Origin of the sequence: Pedobacter sp. Leaf250, assembly GCF_920984735.1 — a bacterium.
In the GTDB taxonomy this organism is placed as follows: domain Bacteria; phylum Bacteroidota; class Bacteroidia; order Sphingobacteriales; family Sphingobacteriaceae; genus Pedobacter.
Genome location: NZ_CAKLBU010000001.1, coordinates 121733 through 135216 on the forward strand (window position 1 = coordinate 121733; position 13484 = coordinate 135216).

At 38.6% G+C, this 13484-nt stretch carries 16 protein-coding genes and 1 pseudogene; 13 read left to right on the forward strand and 4 right to left on the reverse strand.

The window, feature by feature from the left end:
• The first annotated feature begins 36 nt into the window (after nucleotides 1–36).
• Nucleotides 37–1497, forward strand: coding sequence for a hypothetical protein (locus LUA91_RS00630; RefSeq protein ID WP_231424019.1), 1461 nt, complete (start codon nucleotides 37–39; stop codon nucleotides 1495–1497).
• 536 nt (nucleotides 1498–2033) lie between these two features.
• On the opposite strand, the pseudogene LUA91_RS20705 reads toward LUA91_RS00630, so the two are convergent.
• Nucleotides 2034–2123, reverse strand: a pseudogene (locus LUA91_RS20705) (hypothetical protein); the annotation flags it as partial.
• Nucleotides 2124–2345: 222 nt separating this feature from the next.
• Between LUA91_RS20705 and LUA91_RS00640 the strand changes: the two are divergent.
• Nucleotides 2346–2711 (forward strand): ArdC-like ssDNA-binding domain-containing protein, encoded by a 366-nt coding sequence (locus LUA91_RS00640; RefSeq protein ID WP_231424021.1) that lies wholly within the window; start codon nucleotides 2346–2348, stop codon nucleotides 2709–2711.
• Nucleotides 2712–3016: 305 nt separating this feature from the next.
• On the opposite strand, the gene LUA91_RS00645 is transcribed toward LUA91_RS00640, so the two are convergent.
• From LUA91_RS00645 to LUA91_RS00655, 3 genes are all read right to left on the reverse strand, one after another.
• Nucleotides 3017–3220 carry a hypothetical protein gene (locus LUA91_RS00645; RefSeq protein ID WP_231424022.1) on the reverse strand — a complete coding sequence of 68 codons (204 nt, stop codon included), beginning with the start codon at nucleotides 3218–3220 and terminating at the stop codon, nucleotides 3017–3019.
• A 348-nt stretch (nucleotides 3221–3568) separates the two neighbouring features.
• On the reverse strand, nucleotides 3569–3802 hold the full coding sequence (locus tag LUA91_RS00650; RefSeq protein ID WP_231424023.1) for a hypothetical protein: 234 nt from the start codon (nucleotides 3800–3802) through the stop codon (nucleotides 3569–3571).
• Entirely contained in the window at nucleotides 3784–3981 is a 198-nt protein-coding gene (locus LUA91_RS00655) for a hypothetical protein (protein WP_231424024.1), read from the reverse strand. Before LUA91_RS00655 ends, LUA91_RS00650 begins: the two co-directional genes overlap by 19 nt.
• 117 nt (nucleotides 3982–4098) lie before the next feature.
• Between LUA91_RS00655 and LUA91_RS00660 the strand changes: the two genes are divergently transcribed.
• The 11 genes from LUA91_RS00660 to LUA91_RS00710 are packed head-to-tail and all read left to right on the forward strand — an operon-like array spanning nucleotide 4099 to nucleotide 13445.
• A complete protein-coding gene (locus LUA91_RS00660) occupies nucleotides 4099–4341 on the forward strand; it encodes a hypothetical protein (protein ID WP_231424025.1) in 243 nt (80 codons plus the stop codon).
• Nucleotides 4338–5693 carry a hypothetical protein gene (locus tag LUA91_RS00665; protein ID WP_231424026.1) on the forward strand — a complete coding sequence of 452 codons (1356 nt, stop codon included), beginning with the start codon at nucleotides 4338–4340 and terminating at the stop codon, nucleotides 5691–5693. Before LUA91_RS00660 ends, LUA91_RS00665 begins: the two co-directional genes overlap by 4 nt.
• Nucleotides 5693–6715 carry a DUF6712 family protein gene (locus tag LUA91_RS00670; protein ID WP_231424027.1) on the forward strand — a complete coding sequence of 341 codons (1023 nt, stop codon included), beginning with the start codon at nucleotides 5693–5695 and terminating at the stop codon, nucleotides 6713–6715. The genes LUA91_RS00665 and LUA91_RS00670 overlap by 1 nt, the downstream gene beginning before the upstream one ends.
• 1 nt (nucleotide 6716) lies before the next feature.
• Nucleotides 6717–7244 carry a CHAP domain-containing protein gene (locus LUA91_RS00675; RefSeq protein ID WP_231424028.1) on the forward strand — a complete coding sequence of 176 codons (528 nt, stop codon included), beginning with the start codon at nucleotides 6717–6719 and terminating at the stop codon, nucleotides 7242–7244.
• Nucleotides 7245–7583: a hypothetical protein gene (locus tag LUA91_RS00680; protein ID WP_231424029.1), complete on the forward strand. Its 339-nt coding sequence runs from the start codon at nucleotides 7245–7247 to the stop codon at nucleotides 7581–7583.
• Complete coding sequence (locus LUA91_RS00685; protein ID WP_231424030.1) at nucleotides 7580–7750, forward strand: hypothetical protein; 171 nt, start codon at nucleotides 7580–7582, stop codon at nucleotides 7748–7750. The genes LUA91_RS00680 and LUA91_RS00685 overlap by 4 nt, the downstream gene beginning before the upstream one ends.
• A complete protein-coding gene (locus tag LUA91_RS00690) occupies nucleotides 7740–8339 on the forward strand; it encodes a hypothetical protein (RefSeq protein ID WP_231424031.1) in 600 nt (199 codons plus the stop codon). The genes LUA91_RS00685 and LUA91_RS00690 overlap by 11 nt, the downstream gene beginning before the upstream one ends.
• A complete protein-coding gene (locus LUA91_RS00695) occupies nucleotides 8336–9217 on the forward strand; it encodes a hypothetical protein (RefSeq protein ID WP_231424032.1) in 882 nt (293 codons plus the stop codon). Before LUA91_RS00690 ends, LUA91_RS00695 begins: the two co-directional genes overlap by 4 nt.
• A gap of 21 nt (nucleotides 9218–9238) precedes the next feature.
• Entirely contained in the window at nucleotides 9239–9739 is a 501-nt protein-coding gene (locus LUA91_RS00700) for a hypothetical protein (protein ID WP_231424033.1), read from the forward strand.
• Nucleotides 9736–11367: a hypothetical protein gene (locus LUA91_RS00705; protein ID WP_231424034.1), complete on the forward strand. Its 1632-nt coding sequence runs from the start codon at nucleotides 9736–9738 to the stop codon at nucleotides 11365–11367. The genes LUA91_RS00700 and LUA91_RS00705 overlap by 4 nt, the downstream gene beginning before the upstream one ends.
• A 2-nt stretch (nucleotides 11368–11369) precedes the next feature.
• On the forward strand, nucleotides 11370–13445 hold the full coding sequence (locus tag LUA91_RS00710) for a hypothetical protein (protein WP_231424035.1): 2076 nt from the start codon (nucleotides 11370–11372) through the stop codon (nucleotides 13443–13445).
• The last annotated feature ends 39 nt before the right edge of the window (nucleotides 13446–13484 follow it).

The window sequence follows — 13484 nt, forward strand, 5'->3', positions numbered from 1 at the left end:
TCTCTATTGCCAGAAAAGACATTAGAATTAAATCTGATGCAGCTACTGCTCAAAATTTCGCCTCAAAAAGATCGTACGGTACAATGTGGTAGGGGTAGCGGTAAATCCACTGGTGCGGCAATAGATATCGTTGACACAATTGAAGAAATGCCAAAGTCTAAGAATTTTATTCTTACAGGTACATTTCAGCAAGGTTTAACCAGGACATTGCCATCAACAATTAAAGCTTTGGAAATGATGGGGCTCGTAAAAGATCTTCATTATTTTATTGGAAGAAAACCTCCGGTATCCTGGAAGTGGGAAGAGCCTTATGAACCGCCATTGGATCCAAAGCACAGCATTTTCTTTTATAATGGTACCTGTTGGGATTTACTTTCTCAAGATACAAACTCACGGGGTGCCAACTATTGCAATGGCTTTGCCGATGAGGCACAAGATCTAAATAACGAAAAGACGCAAAGTCAGGTTATCCCAACCATGAGAGCTGAATTTAAACGTTATGGTCATAAAACAACCTATCGTCGTTTTAGTCGGTACTGCTCTATGCCGAGGAACCGTAAAGGCGAATATATCTTTGAATATGAAGAATTAGCAATTAAGCATCCTGAAGAGTATTTATATATCACAGCACCATCCAGAGTAAATGCTCACAACTTACCCCCCAGTTGGTTTAAGGATCAGAAAAGAATCTTATTGCCCAGTGAATATGATATCGAGATTGAGAACATTAGGCCTAAACAGGTTACGGGTGGTTTCTATCCACAGTTTGATGACAGGAAGCATAGCTATATTAATTTCAATAACGATTACTACGATGGTTTAATCGATAACAATAACGGTTATAAGCCTGAAGCTTTCGAGAACATGAACTGTATGCAGGATGCAGATCTGTTGATCAATCAACCATTGTATATTAGTATGGATTATGGTTCCTGGTTCAATGGTATTGTAACCGCTCAGGAGGATGGAGATCAGTTCAGGTTTATATCTGCAGTATCTATTAATGAAGATGTAACTTTTGAGGATCTATTAATCCAGTGGTGTACGTATTATGTGCCCCACCGAGAGAAGACTGTATTTTATTATTATGATCACACAGCAAGGGATCATGATGCCCGAGCCGAAGAATACCCAGAGATAGTTAAACGTGTGTTAGGTTCATTTGGATGGCATGTCATTGACATGTACATTGGTATGCAGCCAAGCCCAGATGATAGATATAAGTTTATGGCTGCTCTATACCAGGGGAACCAACGGCAATTACCAAAGGTTACTATGAATGCTTACCACTGCAAATGGCTAATTGTATCGCTTAATGGTGCTAAAGCTAAGCAAGGGGCCAAAGGAGTTGAGAAAGATAAGGCAGATGAAAAGAATCATAAAATCGATCAGCGCACTACCACCCACTTTTCTGATGCCCACGACACCCTGCTCATGGGTAAGTTCGCAGGTCTAACCTTACATCAAGAGCCGATCCCTTCTCCTCGTTGGGGTTAGGTTAAATTCTATAGGCAAAAAGCTCATCGAAAAAAAATCGATGAGCTTTTCTGCGTAAGGGGACGCCCTGCACCCCTCCAAAAACGAAATTTTAGAAAATATTCATTTGTCATGGCTTTATCATGCGTTTCATATACCCAGCAATATCGTAAAGGGCAAATGCCCTTTTTGGATAGGGCAGGCGGGGGTGCTTGTACGCAAATATGATACAGGAGAAAAACCAGATCATATTTAAGTCCTTAGAAATCAAAAAAATAGAAGTGAAAAAATAAAAAAAATTGAGACTAGAAAAATGCACCTTTTTAAAAATAAATCTTGCAGATCTGCGAGATATTTATTATCTTTAAGTATGGAAACAAAGAAAAAAGCAGGAGTTTTAGCTGTAGCAGCTAGCATTCCAAATGAGAAAAAAGAGCAGAATTTCAACAGCGCCATATCACATATTGACGATGCAAAAATGGAAGTGACTAAACCAAAAGGTTTGAATCTGGACGAAACTATCAAAGTGATAGAAGATCTATTTCAAAAGAAACGCTTTAGAGATCGCCTTGATACCTACGTTGGTTATTTAAATGATTTTGAAATTGAAAAGAAAAATGAAGATCTCGATAGTAAATCAAATTATTACAACCGTTGCACCTTAACCATTACAGATGATAAAAATGCCAACTTCGAATTAAAAAACCCAACGATCATTTCGGAGGTGGTAGAGTTTGTAAAAAATCGGTTGAGCGTGAAGCTTGCAGAAATAGAAGCGGAGTTGGTACTCCCACAATTATAAAAACAAAATCCCTTTACGGGTGGAGCCGTAAAGGGTTAATTAATTAAAACTTTAACAGTATTAAAAAATGGAAGCGCAAGATACAACAAAAGAATTAACACCAATACAGCAGAAAAGAGAAATTTTAAAAGCCCTGAGTTTGCAGGTCGCACCACTCATTAAAATTGGAACATTTGAAAATATAAATAGTGCTTTGGTAGATGCTTATAAAAACGAAGTACATCAAGAGTTTAAAACATTCAAGCAATGGAAAGCAGATGGATTTTTCGTTAAAAAGGGAATGAAAGCTTTTTTAATTTGGGGTAGACCGAAGAGAGACCAGGTCGAGCAAGAGCAGGTGGGCGAACCCTTAGAGGATCAAAGCAAATTTTTCCCGATAGCATTTTTATTTAGTAACGCACAGGTTGAAAAGAAAGGGGTTTCTAATGGTTGAGGCTTTCATTGATTTAATGGATTCCCTTTATTGGGATGGTTACGCCGAACAGTTGGCAGAAGATAACCCACACGCATATACATTTGAATTTACTAACTTTTTGAACACATATTGATAATTTTGCCTTTATGCTTTTTTGTTAGAACTACTTTTGAGACTGTTTAGGCACTAAACAAAACAACTGAAAATGTAACACACCAAACCGCTTTGATCTGTTTAGATGGGCGGTCTTGGCGTCAAAAAACTACTTTTTTATTTTCTTCAGTCGCCCTGAATAAAAAAGTAGCAAAAAACAAAAGGGGCTATTATCCCTCATCTTGTTTAGGAATATTAACCGAACTGATATGAATGGTAGCAGAATAAGAAGGTTCAATAATTTGTCCCCTTAATATTTGAACAGAACTATGTTGGACATTGATGCTATAATCCTGATAATCTTTAAGATATTCATTTATCTTTCTTTCCAGAACGGTAATACTGGAACTTTGCAATACTTTCACTTTGTTCATGACAATTCTATAATTGACTTGTTAAACAACAATTTACAAAACATGTTTAGATCAGCGAGATCATGAACACCTTCCATCATAAAGGTAAATCCACTTCCTTGTGATTGTAAGCGTATGTATTCCTCATACAGATAAAAACAAAACTCCAAACTTGTGCCCGAAATATTTTTCCTATATGCTAATGAGTTCTTGTCCTCACTTACATCAATAAAGCCTATCAATCTAAGATCATTAATGAAAGCTAGTTTATTTGACGGCATATTCTCTATTTTCTTAAGTAAAATTTCATTGGCCTCATTAAGCCAACTTTGTGTAAGTTCGTGGCCATCCGATTTTTTTTTGTTTAACTCACTCATGCTCAATTTTCTCAATAGTTATCCTATACCTGGCATTGTTATCATTTGCTGATTGCGCTGTAAACAAGTCACCTTTTGGAAATCTCAATATTGACAGTTCCAATTTAACATCATTACCAAGCGACCTAAAAAATATTGTTTGCCTTGCTGTAATTCCAGAGCCAATATTGTCTAATACGCCATTGGGAATCATGTTTTCAAATTCTATTATATTTTTTTCTCCCATTTTTTTTCTTGTATTACTTTAAATCCCGCTTTTTCAAGAAGCTCTTCCATTTTCTCAATAGCAATCTCACCCGTCTTAAAATGATTTTTCGCCGAATATGCAGCGCTATCTGATATTCCTAACTCCCTATGCCAGCCACGACGCTCGACTAGCTGTGCAAATGCTTCTCTCGTTGTCATCCTCAAATATAAATTAAAGCTTTCAGATCTGCAAGGGTTTGTCTTGTCGTTTACCAGGTCTCGCATTCTCTCGACATTCGTTTCATGGCAATCGAAATCAAGGATGTTCTCACAGATATGAAGACTAAAGATTATCGGGACGGTGGCAAAACCTTCTCTATAAAATTTATGACTTGCAACCGTGAAAAGAAAACTGGTGGCGATATCATCGAGCTTAAAACAGCTCATCAATGTGGCTTACCTCCAAATTGTAAAGGCCACGAAATGCGTGGAGTTAAAGATATGGAAACCGGTAAACCATATGCCGTTCACAACAGGCTCATGCTAGAGTATGATGGCCAGGAAATATTTTGGATATGAGTACTACAACTATTATAAGATCACATGCAGGAATGCCTTTGCTTATTCACGGTGGCGCTGGAGCTCCAGCTGCATTGTCAATTACGCCATCAAAAGGAAAAGCATTGGCAACCCAGCATCTAAATCCTCAGGCTAATGATACTGAGGAGGAAAATAAAAGTGATTGGATCTTTTGGGGTGTGAATGATGATTTCCCTCGCGATATCTATAAAATGATGAAGCGTACTACAGTTGGCCGGGCAGGTTTGCAAAAACTCACTACCAATATGTATGGACAGCGTTTAATCGCATTTAAGGTTGAGGATATGTCAGATGGAGGCAAAGAGATAATCAAGTTCATGAAATATGAACCTCTTAACACAATTCTTTCACGATCGAATATGAAAGCTGTTCGTTTAGCTCAAACTCAAGATTACAATTGGTTTGCCCTGGCTTATGCTGAGATCATATTTACTGAAGATAAATCTGAAGTTTACTCCATCAATTATCAAAAAACATCTCATTGCCGTTTTGCTAAAATAGATGAGAATACCGGGAGAATCCCATATGTCTATGTTTCTGGCAAATTTCCTGATGCTAAAGTTGGTGATTGTCAAAAAATCAAGGTGATCGATATGATCAATTTTGTTGATCAAATTGAGGAAATCAGGCAGGACACCAGCACGCATAAATACATCATGCCACTAATGTGGCCAGACGTGATGAATGACTATTATCCATGTGCTGCATGGGATTCAGCACGTGAAAGTGGCTGGTTAGATATCGCTATATCAATTCCGGCTTACAAAAAAGCGCTGTTCAAAAATCAGATGTCTTTAAAGTACGATATCAAAATCCCAATGGAATACTTTGATTTTAAGTACACAAACTTTGCAGCCAAAACGCAAGTAGAAAAGGACCAAATATTTCAGGAACTGTATGATGATATCAATGCCAGGTTAACCGGTGCCGAGAATGCACAAAAAGCATTATTGAGTTTTTATAAAACTGATCAGCGAACCGGTAAAGGTATTGGCCAGTGGGAAATCACGGTCATCGATGATAAAATGAAAACTGAAGCTTATCTGCCAGACACTACAGCTGCAGATTTTCAAATCTCCTACGCAATGGGATTAAACCCTGCAGGTTCTGGACAAGGTACAACAGCTGGAGTAAATAAAGGTGGCTCTGATATTCGTGAAGCTGGCCTTGATCTACGTGCTCAGCTTCGAGCTCACCGAGATATCCTTTTAAGCTGGTTCGACTTCGTAAAAATTTATAATAACTGGGATACTGATCTGGAACTAGGCATTCAGGATCAGGTACTCACCACTTTAGACCAGGGCAAAGGAACTGAAAAAGTAGTAAGCTAATGAAGATCATAACTACCATTGATGAAGTTCAGGACCATATTCCTGTTCAAATGACAAGCGAAATTGATGTCATAAAACCATTTTTAAGCAATATCGAAAGATCGTTTCTGAAAAAACTGATTGGGATTGATCAGTTCAAAGCATTTGTAACGATTTATCAAACTGCGTTTGCTGCTCATACAGCGGCTTCAGAATCTGAACAGGAAAACAAACGTCCTATTGATTTTATTGTCGATGAAGAAGTACGCGAAGCCTTAAACCTTGCGCAAAAATTAGTTGTGGGCATTGGGTACCACAACGCAGTTCCAATTTTATCAGTTAAAATCGGTAGCAGTGGTATTCAGGTTTTTTCAAATACCGATACCAAACAGGCATTTAACTGGCAGGTAGAAGATGTAAAAACATCGCTTTTGGATATCGGCTATGAGGCTATTGAAGAATTACTCACTCACCTGGAGGAAAGTCCGGATAAGTTTCCAGAATACATCGATTCGCCTGAATTTATCAGTAATGAAGAATTTCTGATCAACAGCGCTACTGATTTTTCAAAACATTTCGAAATCAAAAACAGCCGCTTTGTTTTTTCCAGTATCAGCTATCTGATCAGAAGAATTGAAATGCAAGTGGTTAAACCACTTTTAGGATCTGAATTTTTCGCATTGCTGAAGGAAAGTAATTTAACCGGTAAGTATAAAATTCTTGCTGATGATTATATCAAGCCTAGCATTGCTTTGCTCACCGGGGCCAAGGCAATTTTGGAGCGTGTGATCACGCTTGACAACGGTGTGGCCAGAATTAACCTGGTTGCAAATTACGAAGCCGCAAAAAATAGTATTGTGGCCGAACGTGATCAGATCAAAGACACGCAAGAGCAGCTGATAAATGATGGAAATAAATTCCTTCAGGATGGCTTACAGTTCATCGCAGACAACATTCTCGACTTTCCAGATTACACATCGCCATTAAGCAAGAAAAATTACAATGTACTTAACAACCCTACAGGAGGGGTTTATTTAGCATAATATGAATTGGGTTGAAAAAATTATTGCCTATGCCTCGTGGTATGATGGCCGAAAAGAAAAAAAAGGTAATCAGGGTTGGGAGGATGCAGCTTTCGAGAAGGAAATGAAATCTGCAGGCTGGTATCTTGGTGCTGCCTGGTGCGCATTTTTTGTAAAGATGATTTTCAAAAAAGTATTTACCAATGAGCCAACACTTTTCGGACCAGTGAACCGCCAATTTAATGGCAGCGCAAAACAAACTGCAGATAATGTAGTGAAAGCTGGCGATCTAGAAACCGGTGACGTTCCGGAACCTGGTTGTGTAGTAGTCTGGCTTTTAGGCGATGGTCCTTCAGGTCATGAGGGAATTGTCAAATCTGTTGATTTCAAAAACAACACCATGTATTGCATTGAAGGTAATACAAATGGAGGTGGCAGCAGGGAAGGAGATCGCGTGAATGCTCACAAACCGCGTACGATCAAAAGGGCATTTCAACCTAATGGACTGAATGTATATAAATATATCTATCCACGCCTCAAGAAAAAATAAATGTCAAGCTCTCAAGAAAAAGAATTTGCCGCTTTCGGCATCATCAACAATAAATTAAAAGCAGGCTTACTGATTGGATTGCTCAGTTTATCACTTACTGCAAACGGTTACCTGGTAATTAGATTGGTAAACCTCCAAGGTGAACTTTATGAGAAAATGCTCGACAGAGCAGATTCGGCAGCTAGGAACCAAGCAGATAAAATCCTGGCTGAGCCCGTAAAAAATATTAACCGCGCTACAGCTCGTGTAGATACAGCAACTGCAGTATCCATAGCAGCAGCAGAAAAAGCCGATAGCGCCGGCACTGTAATATTGGACTATCAAAAAAAGGTAAAATGAAAAAACTAATTATTGCCGTTTGCTTAATCATTTTAACAGCGGCCTTTGAACAGAAAGCATCAAGCAATTATAAGGTTAAGCCTGCTCAATTGACAGCAGCGCAAAGCCTGGATTCATTAGCGATAAAACTTGAACATTTAAATCATATCCAACGCCATGAGAAATAGATATTTGTTACTAGCGTTTGCGGTGATGATCAGCAGCTGCAGTATTTTTAAAGATAAATCAAAATCAAAAGAAAAGGTATTTTTGGATAGTACAGTAAACAGAACCTTGTTTTCAAAATCAATTGATACCGGTAAAATTACGCACTACGAAAAACTTACACTGTACTTTCAGCCAGGCACTATGCCTGCACCAAACAAAGAAAATGATGATAACATTTTCAATTTTGCTGCAGGTTTAATGGACGCCGCTCGTGGTCTGGCCAATGCTTCAGTGAGCCTTCAGGACAGCACGAAAGAAAGCGCTGCACCACCTGGAACCACAAAAAAGAAGGTGCAAAAGTCATCACCCGGATTACTTAATTTACCTGGTCTACTGGCTGCAGCTTTTGAAAAAGGAAGTTCAGAAACTAAGGGTAAAACTGATGAAAGAAGCGAAGCTGAGCAGGCTCACGTAAATAAAGACACCAATAAAACTGATACGGATAATAAAGCAAATGCCAAAGGAATGGTAATTGGTAGTGTGTTGATATATTTTGTTATTGCAATTGTTTTAATTGGCTTATTCTTGTGGATTAAATCACGAAGATGAAAACAATATCAGGCTCTTATCCCAAAAATTTTAAGGAAGTAGACTTTTCGGTAAAGGTTCCGGAAGATTGGACCGAGCTTGAAAAATATCAGTTTGCCCGGATCATCGAGGTGCTGCACTTTACCAAGGCAGATAAATACACGATATCAGTTTCACTTCTTGCACTTTTATTTGGTCCGGAAAATTATCCTCTACTCCGAAATCTTTCTGAAGTAAAAGCGATGGAGCCCGATGATCCATCCGGAGATGAACTTTTACATATGCTTACACCATTAACGAATTTCATTTTTGAAACCAAACCTCCTGTTAAAAATTTCTTTCCGTATATTCAGCTGAAAAAGAAAAAGCATATCGCACCAGCTGATGATCTATCCAACTTAAGTTTTGGAGAATGGTGCTTTGCACATCAATATTACATTTACTATTCAATCACTAAGGATAAAGAATGGTTGATCAAATTGATCGCTACAATCTATCGGCCAGTGAATCCGCTCCAAAATCCTGAAAGTGCCAATTACAATGGTGATCAGCGTGAAGCTTTCAATGAAAATTTGATTGAAAAAAGAGCATTGAGTGTTGCTGATTTAGAAAATCATATTCAGCTGGGGATCATGGCCTGGTTCTCTGTTGCTCTTGCTGAGGTAAGCCTTGCCCGTCCTCATGTTTTTCCCCCTGCTCCAGACGTAGATCCTGAAAACCCTCAGCCGGTTGAAGAAATGGAACCCGATACTTCTCGCACCTGGTTAACCATTTTTCGGGAATTACTTGGTCCTAAATGGGGAACAGAACAGCAACTAAAATTTACCAATGCCATGTTTGTGTTGGATGAATTAGAAGATAAACATATCGCTTTCGAAGAAGCCAAAAAGCAAAATTAGCCTGTCGTTTATCGTGAAGCTGTGGCTTGCGATATTCGTGGTATGACCATTACCGAATTAAAGGATCGATTTGAATTTTACGCAATTAATCACGTAAAAATCAATCATAGTCTTACCGATCGTAAAAGAAAGTCATTCTTTCATGTCGACATTGAAGAAATTCAACAAGCGCTCACTGAAGGAGTTCAATTCCCTGCATTGTTTCTTCAAACTCCTGAAGTTGAAAAGATCAGCGCTTTAGATAATATCAGTGAAAACTTTGCTTTCACTTTCGTAGTGCTGTTCAAGCATCAGGAAAATAAAACTGCAATTTTTGATCAGGCGAAAGCGATTACAGATTCAATATACAACCGTATTTCAACTGATATTTTAGAAGGAATACTTCCTGGTATTATTGAAGGTTCAGACGAGGGTAAATTTGGTCCAATTAGCGATGGTATTCGTGGATGGGGGGTAAGCATCGCCGTTTCTGATGGATATGATGGCGAAGTGAAAGCGGCAGACTGGAGGGATTTAGCATGAGCGTAACCCTTTTAAATGCACCTGCAAATCATTCATTTAGCAATGATTTTATTACTGCAAAATTCCAATGCACCAATTACCTTGAGCAAGTCGGCGTTAAAGCAGTCAATAAAATATCACTAGCCGGAGTTTTTGTCGAAGGAACGAGTGTTATCATTAAATATGGTAGTAAAACCGTAACTATGGTTAGTGCATACGCACCGGATGACAGCGGACACCAGTTTATTTGTGGCAACGGAACTGCTTTGCCTGCTGTAGATGTGGTAGACTCATTTAGGTCAAACCACCAGTTAAGCACTGATTTTGACATCACTTTTCTTGGTTTTGAAATTATCTTCACCGCCAAAACGAAAGCTTTGGGGTTTAATTTTATGGAAGGTAATACCACTCCAGGGCTTCCGGAAATTCCTAAACCAAATTATAGGATCTTCTTTAAATTATTTTTAGAGAATTCTGATCATACCGGTTTCGACGAAATTTACCAGGCTTATCTTGATCTTCAAAACGGAACACCAGGAATTGCAACCGCTCAGTTGGGAGATAAAATCCATAACCGCATTACTGCAGATATCGATATTAATGGCCTTGAGATACCAGGCTCAACTTTTGTACAATGTAAAAACACCGCAAGAAAGTTTTACTTTGAATTTGCGGAAAGCTTTGGGGAAAGTGTCGAAGTGAAGAGAATCAACCGATCCACAAATTATAATGTTATTCATGGTGGTTTAAGCTTTCAGGGCAAAGTTTCGCAAACACTATCCGGATTAATTAATCCAGGCGCAGCGCCTGCTGATAGGTTTTTGAAACAAGGACCAAAATCACAATATAGCCGTATTGATCAACCTCAGTTTTTATATTTTTATAATAGCCGGGCACCACAAGGAAACGCAAAGCTCATTGCCAAAAGAGTTTTCAATGATGGTACGAGTGATACGGTAGAGGTGCTGACTCTTGATCTTCAGATTAATGAAAAGTATGGATTCAATGTTAGGGCGGCCAACATCTATAGTGGAGTAAAGCGGCTTGATAGATATGAAATCTATCTGGTGGATGGCGCAGGAGATCGCATTTCCGAAAAACAGATCTATTCCATAAAAGATGATGGCGAGCGTTACCTTCGGTATTTTTTAAACTGGAGCAGCTGGGGTTCCTTGGACTCGCGATGCTTTACCGGAGTCAATCAAGGTTCATTGGAGATTACTTCTTCCAAAGCAAGCCGTATTATACAGTCTGATTATAAGATCATCAACGGCGATTCGAAGATATACGGTAAATCCGGTGTAAATAAATTCACTGCATCAACCGGTTTTAATGACCCTGCAATTATAGCATTGAATCAAGACTTTTATCTCTCAAACCTGCAATATCGTTATGTTAGAAATAGGATTCTGCCAATCGAGGTAACAAGTAATTCGATTACAAACCCTGCCGATAGGGAATTTCTTTACGCTCAAAGTTTCGAATATTATTACTTATTCTCAAATGACCAATTTACAGAAAGCGATGCCGATGATGATTTCTCTTATTCAGGATCTTCGTTCATTCCGAAAGCGGCACAGCACGTTCTAATCGATACGGGAACTCCAGCAGATCCATCCACAAATATCATTCAACAAAAAATCCTTTAATTATGTTACCTATTGTACTTGAAGCGCGCGTAAAAAATTTAATTCAGACCGAAGCGGAATGGCTCGCTGAAGATCCAGAAATTCTTGATGGTGAAATTGCCTATGTAAGGTTTGGAAACTTTGTAAATACCAAAGCTGGAAATGGCTCAAAGCGATTTAGTGAATTGCAATATAACCTTGAAAAGCCAGCTCAACCTGTCGGAGTATTAAAACCTTCAGACCAACCCGGACCGGCGAACGCTCCAAGGTTTTGGTTTGCCGAGAAGGGAATTTATCCAAATTTGGGACTTGAAGTTACAGGGAATGCTGGCGTAATCATAGATAATGGAGCAAGCTATTCAGTTGCTAACTTCAATATTGATTTAACATCCTACCCAAAATTTTCTGATCTCGATCCTATACTTCATGAGCTTGAAATCAAGAACGAAAGCCTGATTACTCCCGCAGTTTATCAGGTCAGCTCTTTGGAAGATAGGCTTCTTACAACAGCGCATCCAAACCCAAACAACAAAGGATGGGGATATGGCTTGCTAAAAAATCAGTTTTCGGGCCTCTTTAATCTAATTTCATCATATCTGTATTGTCGAACTCCGGGTCAAAAAGTGACGATGTATATTTATGCAACTTCAGATGACTTCGCACTATGGAAGCCTGATTCCGCTGGAACAAACCTGGTTTTAAAAAGGGAATTCCTAAACTTTAACACCAACAAAGAAAAAAGATTTGAATGCCTTTTGGATGAAGCTATTGAGATTCCGAAGGATAAGCTTCTGTTCATATATTTTGAAAGTCTGACTAGCGATCTAATGATATTTAGGCATGAAAATGACTATGCTGGTGTAAAAACGGATCTTTTGGAATTCAGAAACCCGAAAACCTACTACTATTTAGATCTATCCGGATATCAGACACAATTTCCTGTTCTCACTTTGGTTAGCAAATATGAATATTTGTCAAAAAAGGAAGATCAAACCGCTTTTGATGATAAAATAGTTTTGCTTGATACCATATATGCAGTTGTGGGGAAGGAAATGAACCTTTACAAGAATAATATTCTCGACATATATAATGGGAATGAGAGCTATGAGGTGATATTAACGAATACAACTTCAGACTGGACATCAGCTACGGATAATTCGGGAATAACATTAAATGACAGATCCATTAAGTTTAAACCAACGGTTCCAGGACAATCTTTCTCATTTGAATGCCGCGTTCGTGATGTGAACAGAAAACAATTGGGCATTAAGAAGTTTCAGATCAAAACTGTCTCTAAGAATGCCGGGAATGGAACTAAGTATTTTGTATTTGCCGGTAATTCATTGACTGAAGGCGGAGAAGGGTATAATGCACTTCTCACCTATAAATCTATAATGGCTGATGGTGGAATTAGTCCTGTTTTTGTTGGTTCCAAGGTAAATGACAAAAATTCTGAGGTCAAACATGAGGGTTACTCGGGCAAGACTTTTGGGTTTTTCCTAACGGAAGGTTCGCCTTTTTTCTTCAATGGAGAAATAAACTTTAAGGCTTATGCAGCGAGCAAGAATGTACCAAGGCTGGATATGCTGGTAATACAGGACGGCATAAACGATGTGCTCGCAAATATATTCTATGATAATATGTCTCAGATTATTGCCCCTACAATAAATGCGTTGACGCAATTGATTGACATACTACTGAGCCCTGAGAAAGGTTTTCCGGACTGTAAGGTGATCATCTCAGCTGAGCCGTTTGGGGCAAATGGGGAAGGAGATATCGCATCAAAAAATAGCAGTGAATTAAAAAGGAAGATGATGGCGCTGAACAGGGCAATAATCAATAAGTTTTATCAGAATGATTCCGGAAGTAGATTTCATCCGAACGTATGGGTTTCTCCTAGTTTCGAATTGATAGACAGGGATTTCGGATATCCACATTCATATGTCAGGGTTTGCGAATACGCCACTGTAAAAATAAGCGATAATGAAACGATTGAGTTTACTGAAAAGCATTTTACAGATACTATTCACCCGAACCCATATGGACAAGAACAAATATCCAATTGCAATTATTCTTTGATCCGTCGCGTATTACAGTAATTAAATAAACTGTCGGATATAATGTTATTCTGCAGAGAT